The following is a 13782-nucleotide window of genomic DNA, read 5'->3' as shown; positions in this document are numbered from 1 at the left end:
TGCTCCTCTCACCAGGTGGCTCCAGGGTGGCGGCGGGCCAGGACCTGCATCTCGGCCAGGATGAATCCGCGCTGCTCGGAGTGGCGTCCGGATCGGTCGGCTCCGTGGGCGCCGGACATGTCTGGCACGCTCAGATCGGCCTGTTCGATGACCTGGTGCAGCCGGTTCAGCGTGGGTTCGCGCAGAGTCGAGGGCAGCACTGCGACGTCGCCGAGCTCGGTGATGGGCTCCACATCGGTGAAGAGCTCCTCCACATAGGACCAGACTGAGTCCAGGCCGGCCTGCATGCGTCGCGAGGACTCCTCGGTGCCCAGTCCCAGGCGCAGCACCCACTGGGCGGCGTGGTCCTGGTGGTAGTCCACCTCCTTGAGCGCCTTCTCCGCGATCGCCGCGAGAGTGGCGTCCGTGGAGTGCACAAGTCGGCTGTAGAGCTCGTGCTGGTAGAAGCTGAAGATCAGCTGCCGGGCGATGGTCTTGCCGAAGTCCCCGTTCTCCTGCTCCACCAGGCGGCAGGAGCGGAACTCCTCCTCCTCGCGGAAGTAGGCGAGGTCATCCTCGGACTTGCCCCAGGCGGTGCCGGCGTAGGTGAGCAGGAACCTGGCGTGGCCCAGCAGATCCAGCGCGATGTTCGCCAGGGCCACGTCCTCCTCCAGCTCCGGTGCACGAGAGACCCAGGCGCCGAGTCGCTGGGAGAGCATCAGCGCGTCGTCGCCCAGGATCAGGGCATAGCGGGCGGTGGCCTCATCGGCCGTGGCACCTGAGGCTGCGATCTCCTCAGCGGTGATCGCCTCGCCCTGGGACTGCCGGGTGGCGGAGTCATGCGATGCGAAGCTCACAGGTGCTTCACCCCTTCTGACTGGGTGTAATAGGTGGCGTGGCGGTAGCTCTTGCCCTGGGCCGATTCGAAATAGCCGCCCTTGGAGTCCGGATCCGAGGCCATGATCGCCTCAGCCGGGACGACCCACACCGAGGTGCCCTCGTTGCGCCGAGTGTAGAGATCCCGGGCATTGCGGATCGCCATCGTGGCATCGGGGGCATGCAGGGAGCCGGCGTGGACGTGGGAGAGGCCGCGGGAGCCTCGGATGAAGACCTCCCAGAGAGGCCAGGAGCTCGAATCTGCGCTGGAGGACATGGCCTCGCCTTTCTTGCGGTGGTGACGACGTCGGGTCGGTCAGCGTGCGGGGGTGGTGGGGGAGTGGGTGACGCTCAGGCGCCGATCAAGGCTGCCTGGTCGCGGTCCTGCTCCTGGGACACGCGGTTCGCATAGGCCACGGCGGCCTCGCGGACCCAGGCTCCCTCGTCGCGTGCGCTGCGGTAGTGCTCCAGGCGCTGGCGGCTCAAGGGGCCGTTGCCCTTGATCACGGCGAAGAACTCGTCCCAGTCCAGCTCGGCGAAGTCGTAGTGACCGCGTTCTTCGTTCCACTTCAACTCGGGGTCGGGGAGTGTGAGGCCCAGGGCCTCGACCTGCGGGACGATCATGTCCACGAAGCGCTGGCGCAGCTCGTCATTGGTGAAGCGCTTGATGTTCCACGCCATCGACTGCTGCGAGTTCGGGGAGTCTCCGTCCGGTGGTCCGAACATCTGCAGCGCCGGCCCATAGAAGCGGTCCACGGCGGCCTGGGCCATCTCGCGCTGCTCCTGCGTGCCGTGGGACAGCGAGTAGAGGATCTCCCAGCCCTGGCGCTGGTGGAAGGACTCCTCCTTGCAGATGCGGACCATGGCGCGGCCATAGGGTCCGTAGGAGGCGCGGCAGAGCGGCACCTGATTGACGATCGCGGCGCCGTCGACCAGCCAGCCGATGGCGCCGACGTCGGCCCAGGTGCGTGCCGGGTAGTTGAAGATCGATGAGTACTTGGCCTTGCCGCTGTAGAGCTGGTCATACATGTCTTCGCGGGGGGTGCCCAAGGTCTCGGCGGCGGAGTAGAGGTACAGCCCGTGGCCCGCCTCGTCCTGGACCTTGGCCATCAGGATGGCCTTGCGCTTGAGGCTGGGCGCGCGGGAGATCCAGTTGCCTTCGGGCTGCATGCCGATGATCTCGGAGTGGGCGTGCTGGGAGACCTGTCGCACCAGAGACTTCCGGTAGGACTCCGGCATCCAGTCCCGCGGCTCGATGCGAGAGTCATCGGCGATGATCTCGTCGAAGCGGTGCTGTCCGGACTCTGCCTCGTCGCGCGCCGCAGCGGCATCTGCCTCATCGGCGAGGCGAAGGGGCGCGTGCTGGTGGTTCTGGGGTGACATGGTCATCCTCGATTCCGTCGCATTATTTACCGACCGTTCGTTCAGTATAGCACTGGAGGTGTGACGGTCAACACGCAGAGCCAGCGAAAGATCGGAGGTCCGGGGTGGGGAGCCCTCCTGAGCCGAGTGTCGGGCTGTTGCGTCGCTGCGGCTGAGTGGGCTCCCTCCCCGTGGTCAAGCGTGTTCACGCATCGACGAGCTCACGGGAGGGTTCGCCGAGTCTGCGGATCAGCGGGTTGAACAGGGATCCGAGCGAGACCACCACCCAGGCTGCGACGAAGGCCGTGGTCGCGAGGTGCAGACTGCCGGTATCGATCAGGACAGCCCCACCGCCGATGCCCAGCGCCGGTGCGAGGGTCAAGATCGCGTTCTGTGCGCCCAGGACCCTGCCACGCTGGGACTCGTCGACGTTCTCCACAAAGGTCAGTCCGACGACGGCGTTCATGGCGCCACCGCCGAGACCAGCGACTGCGGCCGAGGCGAAGATCGTCCAGACCGGGCCGAGGAAGGCGAGGCCGCCGAAACCCACCGCCAGAATGACGATGCCGGAGATGAACCAGACCCTGCGCGGGAATCTGTTGGCGAGGGCCGCGAAGAGGCCACCGCCTACAAGCAGGCCTGCGGCGAGTGAGCTGAGCACGAATCCGACGTACTGAGGTTCATTCTGGAAGGCGAAGTGGACCGGCACCACCATGCCCTGGATGGCCGCGAGCACGACCCCGAGCGTGATGGCCAGCAGCAGCATTCCGCGAAGCAGCGGGGAGCGGAGCAGAATGTTGAGGCCGTTGAAGACCGAGCTCATGCCCTGCGTCGAGGTCTCCGCGTCGCGGTCACGCTGATGCGCCGTCGCCCTGGACGGAATGCCGAGGGTGAGCAGCACCGCCAGGCCCGCTAGGCCGGAGGTGAACCACAGGACCGTCACCGGCTCCAGGGCTGCGACCAGCACGCCGGCGATGGCCGGACCGATGAGCATGGTCACCCCGGTGAGTGCTTCGCGCAGGCCGATGAGCCGCGACGGCTCCGCTCCCGCCGCCTTCGCGACGGCCGGGAGCATCGCTTCCCGGGCGGTGATTCCGGGGACGTCTCCGAAGGAGCTCGATACCGCCACGGCGATGAACCAGCTCGGGTTCAGCCCGACCGTCAGTTCGACGATGGGCAGGATGAGCAGTGCGAGGGCGGAGATGACATCCGCGATGATCGATGCGGTGCGTCGATTGATCCGGTCGATGAGCGAACCCATCAGCAGCCCGGCGATCGCGGCCGGCACCGAGGCGGCGATCGCCACGATTCCGGCGTCGAGCGGACTGCCGGTCGTGAACAGCACGAGCAGCGGCAGGGCGATGGTGGTGATCGAATTGCCCAGCAGGGAGGCGACGAATGAGGCGAAGTAGAAGAGCGAGGTTCTGTTCATGCGCACAGTTCAGGCTATGACGTCGCGTCAGGGTCAAGTCCTCGGAGGTTCAGCTGTCCTCGAGCTGTTCCATCACCTGCTGGATCTGGCGCAGAACACGACGCTGGACAGGATGCAGCCTCTGCTCAGCCAATTCGTCCATCAGCGCGATGACCTGGTCATCCAAGGGCGGAAGATCCGCGAACCTCTTATTCACAGGGCGCAGGACAGAGATCATCTCCTGGGTCAGAGCCTCGATCTCGGTGTCGGGTGTGTCGGTGTCGAGGGCGGCGAAGCGCGCCGTGAGCGGTGTGATCAACTGGGTGTTCAGCGCTGCGAAACCGGCCGAGAAGGTCTCGTGCCCGCCGTCCCCCAGGAGGTGCCCGAGCAGCACCAGCTGTTCGTGTTCGAGCTGCGAAATCTCTTCGGAGAGAAGCGCCTCTGGAGCCGAGCGCCAGGCTGCCAGTTCGGGTGAGAGATCAGCCGGGGATCCGCTGCTGCGCAGTTCAGCGATGCGTGCACGGCGCGCGTTGAGACGCTCGATCTCGGCGGCGGCCTGCAGGTCAAGCTCCTCGAGCAGGTTCTCGGCGGCCGAAGGAACATCCAGGGCCGTCTCTAGGTCTGCCAGTGGGAAGCCCAGTGCGGTCAGTCTCTTGATGCGCAAGAGCTGAACCAGATGGCTGATGTCGTAGTGGCGGTAGCCGGCGGAGCTGCGAGGGGGCTCGGGAAGCACTCCGATGTGATGGTAGTGGCGCAGCGTGCGCACGGTGACCCCCGCGAGATCGGCGATCTCACTGCTGAGCACTGCTCGACTCCCTCTGCGCTGAACGACCGTCCCCGAGGGGGACGTCTGACTCAGGGCAGAATCTCACGCACGGGGGAACGCGGCAAGACCATCTGGACTGCTGGGTACCTACTCGTTCTGTGTGCTCTCCGCTTCCTTGGTGCCGGTGCCGGTGCCGGTGCCGGTGCCGGTGCCGGTGCCGATGCCGGAACTGGACTCGGCCAGTGCCTCACCGATCGCCGTTCCCTGGGCCTTCGACTGCAGAATCGACCCGAGATCGATCCCGGTGGTGGCCTCGACGCTCTTGAAGACTCCTGCCAGGGCGACCGAGGACTCACCGTCGAAGTGCTTCGCGGCACCCGATTCGCCGCTGCCACCGATGAGCGTCACGGATCCGACGTTGGCATAGCCGGCTGCGAAGGATTCCATCAGCTGGGGGAGCACGGAGAGGGCCTCACGGGCCAATACGGCTTCCTGGTTCTCGCGCAGCGCCTCAGCCTCGGCACGGATTGCAGAAGCCTTCGCCTCGCCCTCGGCACGTATGGCGGTGGCCTCAGCCTCAGAGCGCTGGAGGCGCGCGCGTGCCTCTGATTCGGCGACCAGTGCCTCCGCCTCGGCGGCCTTGGTGCGGTCGTAGGCCTCGGCGTCGGCGCGCTTCTGCTGCTTGTAGAGATCAGCGTCGGCGACACGCTTCACCTCGGCGTCGAGCTCAGCCTGGCGGTTCTCCGCGCGCTGTCCGAGGACCTCCTGCCGAGCCTTCTCCCCGGCCAGGGCCTCCGCCTGCTCGGCCTGAGCTCGTGCCTGACCGACTCGCGAAGCCGCAGCGGCCTTGTTCGAGTCGTACTCGGTCTCCTCGACCAGGTTCTGCTCGCTGTTGGAGATCCGCTCCTTGGCGATCGCACGCTCGGCATTCGTCGCGGCGATCTCGGCGGCCTGGCGCTTGGCTTCGATCTCCGGAGCGCCCAGGGAGGAGATGTACCCCGAATCGTCAGTGATCTCACGGATCTGGAAGGAGTCCAGCAGGAGGCCCTGGGTGAGCAGCTCGGGGGAGATCGACTTGGAGATCTCATCGGAGAACTTCTGTCGGTCGCGCATCAGCTGGATGACGGTCTGCTGGGCCATCAGCCCACGGAGAGCACCTTCGAGCTGGTCCTGGGTGTACTCGACCACGGCGTCGTCCTGGGAGGCGAAGCGCTCCGAGGCTGCCTTGACGTCCTCGTCCGCGCTGCCGATCTTGACCAGCGCCACGGCCTCGGCGTTGATCGTCACGTTGTCGTGACTCTGCGCGGTGACCGTCATCAGGACCTGCCGGGAGCGCAGCGAGATGATCTCGTGCCGCTGTCGGATCGGGTTGACCATGGCTCGTCCGTTGACGATGACCTGTTTGGGTCGCGAACCCGGCACATCGGACCGGGAGGACTTGCCGGTGACCACGAGTGCCTCATCGGCCCGGGCGACTTTGGTCCAGGCCCGCATCATCAGCAGCACCACGGCGCCGATCACCACCGCGGCCACCAGCAGAGCGATCACCAGGGCGAGTGTGCCGCCCGTCGTCAGAATATCCATCCGTTGGTACCTCCATGCGCAGGTGTGATCAGACCTGGTCGATGGTGAGCTGGAGTGGCTGCACTCCGGGACAGGCATCTGTCGCGGAATCGACTGAAATCTTCAGATCTTCGATGGATCGAGGACACAAAAGATTCCCAGGACCAGCCCTGGGTGGACTGAGAGTGTCACTGACAAGTGAAAACACGTGAGCGGCACCCTTGATTTGGTTCGACGCTAGCTTGAACAAAACTCGACGGTCAACAGGTGTGCGGTGCCGTTCACCGCGAAAATGACGCCTCACGGGGGAGTGTGCGCGCCTGCATCGCTGCCGTGGCGGGACTTCAGGCAGTTGCCCGATGCAATGAAAAGTTTCTCGTGAGGGCTAGCTGGAGGACGCTGCGCGCAGCCCGCCGAGCACCATCTGCTTTACCGTCTCGGCCAGGGCGGCGTCCGGGGCGCCGCCCACGGGGCGGTACCAGTCCACGATCGAATTGATCGTGCCCATGGCCAGGCGGGAAGCGGTGCGTGCATCGATGTCGCTGCGCAGGTCACCGTTCTCCTGGGCCTGACGGATCAGCTCCGCGATGCGCAGAGTGATCTCGCGACGTCGCTGCAGCGCCTTGACCTCCATCTCGGAGTTCCCGCGCAGCCGCAGCAGCAGCGTCACATAGGGCAGTGACGTGGTCAGCACCTTGACCGATTCGCTGAGGATGATCTCGAGCTCCTCCACGGCCGTAGCCTCCAGCGCCTCCGCCTCGGAGACCACGCGTTCCAGCTCGGCAAGCGAGCGGTTCAGCGCGATGTCAAGGATCTCTTCCTTGGAGTCCACGTGGTGATAGATTGCGGACTTGGAGATGCCCAGTTCACGGGAGAGTGCGCCCATGGACGTGGCCTCATAGCCATGCCTGTTGAAGGCCTCCACGCACACGGTGATCAGCCCCTCGCGGTCATAGCCGGGACGCCCCCGGCGCGAGGTGCCGGCAGTCGTGGAAGTGCTTGTCATGGCTCCCACACTAGCGGCGGATTATTTCGGGCGTTGGTCATAGATCCGGCGCAGCTTGCCGGAGGAGCGGGCCAGCGAACCGGGCTCTTCCACGGTGATCCGGCAGCTGGAGCCGACCTTGACCTTGATCTGCCGGCCCAGCTCTGCGCCTGCGGCCTCAGCGGCTTCGAGGCTGGTCTCCGGGCGCCGCTCGATGTGCACGGTCATCTCGTCCATCTTCTCCGGCCGAGCCAGGCGCAGCTGGAAATGCGGGGAGAGCCCGGGGATCTCCAGGGCGATCTCTTCGATCTGGGAGGGGAAGAGGTTGACCCCGCGCAGGATGATCATGTCATCGCTGCGGCCGGTGATCCGGCCCATCCGGCGGTGACCGGGCCGGTCCGAGCCGGGCAGCAGCCGGGTGAGGTCGTGGGTGCGATAGCGGATGATGGGCAGCGCCTGCTTGGTCAGCGTGGTGAACACCAGCTCGCCGTGTTCGCCGGTGCGCAGCACCTCTTCGCTGATCGGGTCGATGATCTCGGGGCGGAAGTGGTCTTCCCAGATGGTGGAGCCGTCCTGGCGTTCTCCGGACTCACCTGCCACGCCGGGGCCCATGACCTCGGAGAGTCCATAGATGTCACAGGCTGTGAGGTTGAAGGTCTGCTCAATCTCGTGGCGCATCTTGTCGGTCCAGGGCTCCGCGCCGAGGACTGCCACTTCCAGCGAGGTCTCTCGCGGATCCACCCCGGCGTTGCGGAAGGCGTCTGCCAGCGCGAGCAGGTAGGTCGGGGTGCACAGGATGACCCTGGGCTTGAAGTCCTGGATCAGCTGGACCTGCTTCTCGCTCTGACCGCCGGACATGGGGATCACCGTGGCTTTGAGCTTCTCGATCCCGTAGTGGGCTCCAAGGCCGCCGGTGAAGAGTCCGTAGCCGTAGGCGTTGTGCACCAGGTCTCCGGGGCGCACGCCGGAGAAGCGCAGGCAGCGGGCGAGCAACGTGGCCCAGGTGTCGATGTCCTCATCGGTGTAGCCCACCACCGTGGGACGGCCCGTGGTGCCGGAGGAGGCATGGACGCGACGGACCTGCTCCATCGGCACGGCGAACGCCTTGAAGGGGTAGGCCGCGCGCAGGAACTCCTTATCGGTATAGGGAAACTTCGCGAGATCGTCCAGTGTCTGCAGGTCGTCGGGGCCGACGCCGTGTGCGTCATAGAGCTCGCGGTAGGCCGCGACGTTCTCGTAGGCGTGGCGGATGGTGGCCTTCAGCCGGGTGAGCTGCAGCGCCTCGATCTCCTCGCGGGTCATCAGCTCGGCGGGGTCGGGCTGGCCGGGTTCGGTCGCGGCGGCCTCGTCGGTCTCGGTGTTGAGGATGCTCATGGGTTCACTTCTTTCCGGGGGAGGCGATGGTGCGTGAGCGGCCACGGAAGATGCCGATGAGGTCGTCGCCGCGGCTGATCGTCACATCAGTGAAGCCGCTGCGTCCGGTGTGCGCCACCTCGATCGCTTCGGCGACGACCTCGTCGCCGAGCAGGGCGGGCTTCAGGAAATTGATGTCGACGCCGGAGGCCACGGTGATCGTGCCCTCGTCCAGCTCGGGGTGGTTGCAGGCCATCGCGAAGCAGGTGTCGGCCAGCGAGAAGATCATCCCGCCGTGGGCGATGTCGAAGCCGTTGGTCATGTCCTCACGGATCGTCATGCTGATCTTCGCGTGGCCGGGATCAGCCTGCAGAACCACGATCCCCAGCGCCTGCGAGGTGCGATCGTTCTCCAGCATCCGGTGCCGCGGGCCCTGGTGGGAGCTCTCATGACCCGCCGGGGCGAGCTGGGTGGATTCAGTCATCGGTGCTCCTCATCGCATTTCCAGACCGAATGGTCAGTAAGTCAACTGAAGCACCGGAGCAGATGTGATGTCAAGCACACGAGGTGGAACGCAGACGCGTGGGGCGGCTCATTCCTGGGGTGGCGCCGATCAATCACTCAGCATCGCGGCGTAGCCCGAGCGGAAGTCCCGGTGCAGCAGCTCGCCGAGCAGCCCGCGAAGCCGGGACCCGTCGAGCGACTTGCCATGACCCGCGGCAAGCAGATCCATCGGCCGGGAACTCTCCAGCAGCGCCGGTTCCAGACGCGGATCGCTCCACGGTCGGGGCAGCTCAAGCTGATCGGCCATCCAGTTCTGCACCACACCGATGGGGATGGGGAGCTCATCCACTCCCAGCACGAGTTCCGGCGGGGCCGGGTGGGTCAACAGCTCGACGGCGGCGCGGGCGGCGTCATCGGAATGGATCCGGTTGGAGATCCTCCAGGCATCCTGGGTGTCCTGACCTGCGGCCTCGCCCACCGAGCCCGCGCGCAGCTGCTTGCGGATGCGGTCTCGGCCCGGACCGTAGATGCCGGAGAGGCGCAGCGTGCTGCTGCGTCGCCGCGGAGACGCATCGGCCCCAGCGGTGCGCCACCTCGCCAGCAGCTCCTCGGTACGGGCCAGGATCTCGCCCGTCGGACTGGCCGGCGTGAGCGGAGCGGATTCGTCGAGCATGCCTTCGGCGTCGCCCATCACCGAGGTGGAGGAGACCAGCAGGACCCGCACTGAACCCGCGAGGCCTGCCTGTTCCAGGCGGTCCAGCACGGTGCTCAGACCCTGGAGATAGACCTGCTCGTAGCGCTGCGGATCTCGGCTGCCGGCGGCGGGGGAGAAGACCAGTGCCGCGGTGTCAGCAGGCGGCTGGGGCACGGAGTCGGGCTCGGTGAGGTCCATCGCCGCGCCGTCGAACTCAGCGGGGAGCCGCTCCGGGCTGCGTCGCCATCCGGTGACGGAGAAGCCGCGTTCGAGCAGGCGATGTCCGATGCGCGTGCCGACATCGCCGCAGCCGACCAGCACGGCTCGCGGAGCAGGGGATTCCTCGGCCGGGAAGTCTGCAGAAGTTCTCATGCTCCGAGCCTAGCCAGAATCGACGGGGAGTGGAGCGGGGGACGTGGGGTGCGGGTTGCGTGGGGTGCCAGACACAGAAGAACCCCCGTCAGGTGCATTCCCGACAGGGGTTCTTCGATCACGTGGCGGAGGCGGGGGGATTTGAACCCCCGGTCCGCTTTGAGGCGGACACTTCATTAGCAGTGAAGCCCATTCGGCCGCTCTGGCACGCCTCCTGTGCCCACGATTGCGGCGAGCCGTTCTCATGCGCCCGTCTAGACTAGCGGTTCGGTCAGGGAACTGACAAAGCGCGTGCCCGCAGTACTCTGGTCGGGACGAATCCGCCGAAGAGCCCACCAGGAGACCGCGCCGCCCATGCCCCGTCTGACGCAGGAACGAAGAGTTGCCGTGATCGGCGCCGGACCCCGTGGCACCTCGTTCCTCGAACGACTCCTCGCTGCCGTAGAACATGCCCCAGGCGAGGCTGTGGAAACTGCGCTGCGCATCCTGGTGATCGACCCCGCTCCGCATGGCCCGGGCCGTGTCTGGAACCCGCGGCAGTCGCCGCTGTATCTCATGAACACCCCCGCCAGCTTTCCCACTGCGGCGCCGGCCGGAGACACGCAGAGCCGGCTGCCGGCGTCGTCGGTCTCCCGCTCCTTCGCGCAGTGGAGGGAGGGGCATGCGGCAGAGGCCACCGCGAGTCCCGTGCGGAGCGACAGCTTCGAGCCTCCGGTCTTCCACGGAGTGGACCACGGTGGGCAGGACTCCGACTACCCCACCCGCGCGGCCTACGGCCAGTATCTGAGCTGGCTCCACGCCGAGGTCTGCGCGGCGCTGCAGCGGCACCCTGGTATCACGGTGGAGCACATTCAGGCTGAGGTCAGTGGACTGCGGCGGGGGCAGGTGGGATATGAGCTGACCTTGCAGGGCGACGACGCTGATGCCGAGAACGACATCGACGACGACGCCGACAACGACGACGACGCCCGCCGGCTTCGCGTCGAGCACGTCGTGCTCGCGCTGGGGCATATCCCCGCGGGGTTGAACGAGACCGGCGAGCACTTCAGCGCGGTGGCCGCAGAGCTGGATCTGCACTACCAACCGCCCGCGATTCCTACGGAGGTGGACTATCACGCGCTGCCAGCAGGGGAGAACGTGCTGGTCCGCGGCATGGGGCTGAACTTCTTCGACCTGATGATCCAGGCCAGCGTGGGCCGCGGCGGAGTGTTCCACGAACACCCGGACCGCCCGGCTGGACAGCGGCTGGAATACCTCGCCACCGGAGACGAGCCGCACCTGGTGGCTGGTTCTCGGCGCGGCACTCCCTACCGGGCCAAGTCCACCGCGCTGACCACTGCCCCTGGATTCGCGCCCGTGGGCGTGACGCTGCATCACCTGCATGCCGATGCGGTGGCCGCCGCCGAGCGCCGTCACGACGTGCTGGACTTCTCTGCACACCTGTGGCCGCTGATCCAACGCGACGTGCTTCGAACCTACTACCGGACCTTGGAGCGGAACGCGCCGGAACTTTTCAGTGCGGAGTTCCTCCCTGCTCTGGATGCTCTGCTCGCGGACACTCATCTGGGCGAGGCGGTGTTGCAGGCGCGGGGGCATCGTCTGCTGCGTGAACACGCCCCCGACGTCCTCTGGTTCGACATCCGATCCCTCGGCAGACCCTTCGGCGGACTGACCTTCGACTCCGCGGAGCAGTACCAGCAGCATATGCAGACCTACCTCGAAGATGACGCGGTCACCTCGGCGGCAGGGATGCAGAGCCCGGTGAAGATGGCGATCGGCGCACTGCACCTGGCCCGGATGGAGGTCAAGGCGCTGATCAGTCAGGGACGCGTCTCGCAGTCCAGCCAGATCAGCGAGATCGAGGGATGGTTCGAATCGCTGGTCGAAGGCCTCGCGAGCGGACCGCCGCTGCAGCGGATCGAGGAGCTGGCAGCGCTGACCCGGGCGGGGGTGGTGGAGTTCCTGGGGCCGGAGCCGATCTTTGATGTCGACCGGGAGACCGGTTGCTTCACCGCGGAATCTCCAGCCGTGGCCGCGCCGGCCTATCAGGCGCGGTGGCTGCTCGAAGCGATGATGCCGGCGAACCGGGTTCAGCTCTCCCGCTCACCGCTGGTGGCGGGCCTGCTGCGCAGCGGCATGGCTCGGCCGCGCGAGCTGGTCGACGCCTCGGGGGCCCCTCGATCGGGCAAGGGCTTCGACGTCACGCCGCTGCCGCACCGGCTCATCCCCGCCGACGATGCGGCGGAGGAGATCTACGTGCTCGGGTTGCAGCTGAGCTCCGTGCAGTGGGGGACCGCGATCGCCGCGGAGGCCGGTGGTGATCCGGAGTCCTCGGCGCGCAGCCTCGCCGACGCGGACGCCGCGGCGCGCGCGGTGCTTGCTGGGGCGGGGCCGGGTGATGGCCCGGTCTCAGCCGCTACAGGATCGCGCGACCCGGATTGAGTCGATAGTCAGGGTCAAAGACGTTTTTGATGCTGCGCTGCAGCTCGATCACCTCGTTCGACTGTTCCCAGTCCAGCCAGCGCAGCTTATAGGTGCCGATGCCGTGCTCGCCGGTGATCGTGCCGCCCATCTCCAGTGCGATCCGCACCGAACCGTCCAGGGCCGCATGCAGCCGGGACATCGCTGAGACGGGTGCGCCGTCGTCGTCGTTCTGCTCGCCGGCCGTTGCGTCCGGCTCGGGCGCCAGCTCGGAGCTCGGCACGCTGAAGGTGGGGTGCAGGTTGCCGTCCCCGGCATGGGCGACGACCTTGAGCTGGACCTCGTGCTCCACTGCGAGGTCCTGGATCGCGCGGATGTAGTCCACCAGCCGGGATCGCGGCACCGCGACGTCCTCGCCCACGCGAACCTCGGTGATGATTCCATCGCCCCGGGCGTGCCGGCGCAGCTCGATCAGACGCTCCGATTCAGTGGAGCCGGGGTCGCTGACCGTGGCGTCGAGTGCTCGGAGCACCTCGCGGATGATCTCGGCTTCGATGCCCGCCCCGTGCCCGTCGGTCTGGATCAGCAGCAGGGTGTTCCCGCGGGTGGCGAGATCCGAGCCCTGCGCTTCGTCGAGGGCGAGCATGGTGCGGTGGTCCAGCAGCTCGGTGATCGCCGGCTGGACTCGAGCCTTGCCGATGTCGAGCACGCCCTGGGCGGCGGTGGTGAGTTCGTCGAAGAACGCGGCGATGGTCTCAGTGTGCTGACTCAGGTGGCGCAGCCGCACGGTGACGCCGACGACGATGCCCAGGGTCCCCTCCGACCCGACGAACAGGCTGGTCAGGTCATAGCCGGCGACTCCCTTGAAGGTGGCCTGTCCGGCATGGATGAGGGTGCCGTCGGCGAGGACCACGTCCAGAGCCAGCACCGAGTCCCGGGTGACGCCGTACTTGGCGCAGCGCAGCCCGCCGGCGTTGGTGGCGACATTGCCGCCGATCGTGGAGGTGCGGTAGCTGGCGGGGTCCGGGGCGTACATCAGTCCATGCTGTGCGGCCGCGGTGTTCAGATCCGCGTTGATCACGCCGGGTTCCACGACGGCGACCTCGTCCTCGGGGCGCATCGCCAGGATCTGGTTCATCCGGGTCAGGTTCAACACCACCGAGCCTGCTGTGGTGTTGGCCCCGCCCGAGACGGAGGTCCCAGCGCCGCGGGTGATCAGCGGGAAGCCGTGCTCGGCGGAGAGCTGGACCAGCTGCTGCACCTCAGCGACCGATTCCGCGAAGACGACCGCGAGCGGGGTATGCACCTGCCAGTGCTCCAGCGGCCCCTTGTCCACAGCGTGGGAGTCGAGCTCCGCCGGGTCGGTGGTCACGGCGTGGGGCGCGAAGGCGCTGCGCAGGGCTGCGCGGACATCGTTGTCAGAGGAGCTCATGAGAGATGAGTGTAGGCCAGCGACGTCCCGCCCTCCCGCGTCACCCCCGTCGCCCCCCCCTCGC

At 67.0% G+C, this 13782-nt stretch carries 12 protein-coding genes and 1 tRNA gene; 1 reads left to right on the top strand and 12 read right to left on the bottom strand.

The annotated features are described in order from the left end of the window. Positions 1-8 precede the first annotated feature (8 nt). The 11 genes from paaC to IY716_RS05990 form a co-directional block, all read right to left on the bottom strand. Complete coding sequence (paaC, locus tag IY716_RS06040) at positions 9-836, bottom strand: 1,2-phenylacetyl-CoA epoxidase subunit PaaC (protein ID WP_218220655.1); 828 nt, start codon at positions 834-836, stop codon at positions 9-11. Further along, complete coding sequence (gene paaB, locus IY716_RS06035; protein WP_192591261.1) at positions 833-1132, bottom strand: 1,2-phenylacetyl-CoA epoxidase subunit PaaB; 300 nt, start codon at positions 1130-1132, stop codon at positions 833-835. The genes paaC and paaB overlap by 4 nt, the downstream gene beginning before the upstream one ends. Before the next feature lie 74 nt (positions 1133-1206). After that, the gene (gene paaA / locus IY716_RS06030) at positions 1207-2238 is read right to left on the bottom strand and encodes a 1,2-phenylacetyl-CoA epoxidase subunit PaaA (protein ID WP_218220654.1); all 1032 of its coding nucleotides are present in this window, start codon (positions 2236-2238) and stop codon (positions 1207-1209) included. Between the two features lie 184 nt (positions 2239-2422). Then, entirely contained in the window at positions 2423-3649 is a 1227-nt protein-coding gene (locus IY716_RS06025) for an MFS transporter (protein WP_218220653.1), read from the bottom strand. A 49-nt stretch (positions 3650-3698) separates the two neighbouring features. Next, a complete protein-coding gene (locus IY716_RS06020) occupies positions 3699-4433 on the bottom strand; it encodes a MerR family transcriptional regulator (RefSeq protein WP_218220652.1) in 735 nt (244 codons plus the stop codon). A 108-nt stretch (positions 4434-4541) separates the two neighbouring features. Further along, positions 4542-5978, bottom strand: coding sequence for an SPFH domain-containing protein (locus IY716_RS06015; protein WP_218220651.1), 1437 nt, complete (start codon positions 5976-5978; stop codon positions 4542-4544). Positions 5979-6342: 364 nt separating this feature from the next. Beyond that, positions 6343-6963, bottom strand: coding sequence for a TetR/AcrR family transcriptional regulator (locus IY716_RS06010; protein ID WP_218220650.1), 621 nt, complete (start codon positions 6961-6963; stop codon positions 6343-6345). 21 nt (positions 6964-6984) lie between these two features. Continuing rightward, a complete protein-coding gene (locus IY716_RS06005; protein ID WP_218220649.1) occupies positions 6985-8316 on the bottom strand; it encodes an AMP-binding protein in 1332 nt (443 codons plus the stop codon). 4 nt (positions 8317-8320) lie between these two features. Then, positions 8321-8779, bottom strand: a complete 459-nt coding sequence (gene paaI, locus IY716_RS06000; RefSeq protein WP_218220648.1) for a hydroxyphenylacetyl-CoA thioesterase PaaI — start codon at positions 8777-8779, stop codon at positions 8321-8323. A gap of 129 nt (positions 8780-8908) precedes the next feature. Next, positions 8909-9865 carry an NAD-dependent epimerase/dehydratase family protein gene (locus IY716_RS05995; RefSeq protein ID WP_218220647.1) on the bottom strand — a complete coding sequence of 319 codons (957 nt, stop codon included), beginning with the start codon at positions 9863-9865 and terminating at the stop codon, positions 8909-8911. A 123-nt stretch (positions 9866-9988) separates the two neighbouring features. Beyond that, positions 9989-10080, bottom strand: a tRNA-Ser gene (locus IY716_RS05990). A 139-nt stretch (positions 10081-10219) separates the two neighbouring features. Here IY716_RS05990 and IY716_RS05985 point away from each other — a divergent pair. Next, positions 10220-12307 (top strand): FAD/NAD(P)-binding domain-containing protein, encoded by a 2088-nt coding sequence (locus tag IY716_RS05985; RefSeq protein ID WP_218220646.1) that lies wholly within the window; start codon positions 10220-10222, stop codon positions 12305-12307. Here IY716_RS05985 and IY716_RS05980 read toward each other — a convergent pair. Beyond that, entirely contained in the window at positions 12282-13718 is a 1437-nt protein-coding gene (locus IY716_RS05980) for an FAD-binding oxidoreductase (protein WP_218220645.1), read from the bottom strand. The genes IY716_RS05985 and IY716_RS05980 overlap by 26 nt on opposite strands. Positions 13719-13782: the final 64 nt, after the last annotated feature.

The sequence above is a fragment of the Nesterenkonia sp. Act20 genome (assembly GCF_019173455.1).
In the GTDB taxonomy this organism is placed as follows: Bacteria; Actinomycetota; Actinomycetes; order Actinomycetales; family Micrococcaceae; genus Nesterenkonia.
Note: the sequence above shows the minus strand (reverse complement) of the source record. Positions and strands in the feature narration are given on the sequence as shown.

Bases quoted from the DNA above. Each gene is read 5' to 3' on its own strand.
- IY716_RS05980 (WP_218220645.1), bottom strand. From the start codon at position 13,718: ATGAGCTCCTCTGACAACGATGTCCGCGCAGCCCTGCGCAGCGCCTTC.
- IY716_RS05995 (WP_218220647.1), bottom strand. From the start codon at position 9,865: ATGAGAACTTCTGCAGACTTCCCGGCCGAGGAATCCCCTGCTCCGCGA.
- IY716_RS05985 (WP_218220646.1), top strand. From the start codon at position 10,220: ATGCCCCGTCTGACGCAGGAACGAAGAGTTGCCGTGATCGGCGCCGGA.
- paaA (WP_218220654.1), bottom strand. From the start codon at position 2,238: ATGTCACCCCAGAACCACCAGCACGCGCCCCTTCGCCTCGCCGATGAG.
- IY716_RS06015 (WP_218220651.1), bottom strand. From the start codon at position 5,978: ATGGATATTCTGACGACGGGCGGCACACTCGCCCTGGTGATCGCTCTG.
- IY716_RS06010 (WP_218220650.1), bottom strand. From the start codon at position 6,963: ATGACAAGCACTTCCACGACTGCCGGCACCTCGCGCCGGGGGCGTCCC.
- IY716_RS06025 (WP_218220653.1), bottom strand. From the start codon at position 3,649: ATGAACAGAACCTCGCTCTTCTACTTCGCCTCATTCGTCGCCTCCCTG.
- paaI (WP_218220648.1), bottom strand. From the start codon at position 8,779: ATGACTGAATCCACCCAGCTCGCCCCGGCGGGTCATGAGAGCTCCCAC.
- paaB (WP_192591261.1), bottom strand. From the start codon at position 1,132: ATGTCCTCCAGCGCAGATTCGAGCTCCTGGCCTCTCTGGGAGGTCTTC.
- IY716_RS06005 (WP_218220649.1), bottom strand. From the start codon at position 8,316: ATGAGCATCCTCAACACCGAGACCGACGAGGCCGCCGCGACCGAACCC.